Raw genomic sequence first — 512 nt, forward strand, 5'->3', positions numbered from 1 at the left:
GGTGGAAAACCGCCGTGAGAGGGCAAGGTACGTCGCGTTCCGTCCTGAAACGTTGACATACGGTACAGTTCGTGTTTACCGATGTCCAGTTGATGCAGTCGAACCAGATGAAGAGGCGGTACTAAAGTGTTGCTCTCCGGACTCGAAACGTACCGTCACCGAGCGAAGTCGTCGGATGCGATCCGGTCGCGTCGGATCGGTCGAGTTGGACAGTGGGAGGACGGAAGAGTCGACAGACGGAATCGTCGGAATAAACAACGGTCGACACGCGCCGACTCATTCCGATGCATCCGGTGCACTGGAACCAATGGTGGAGGACGGAGCCGTCGAGGCGCGGCTGAAAACCCGGGACCGTTACTCAAGGCCGTTACCTCGGCACCCCGAACCCCGGGCATCCGGCGATCTGTCCGCGAATTGTCCGTTTGTCAGGCAGATACCGTTTCGGGTTCGTCCGGTTCGACGGGAGCCGTTCTCCGAACCCCCCCACCCCTTCGTTTCGGGTGGAACGCGAG

Source organism: Halorubrum sp. Eb13 (assembly GCF_002252895.1).
Lineage (GTDB): Archaea > Halobacteriota > Halobacteria > Halobacteriales > Haloferacaceae > Halorubrum.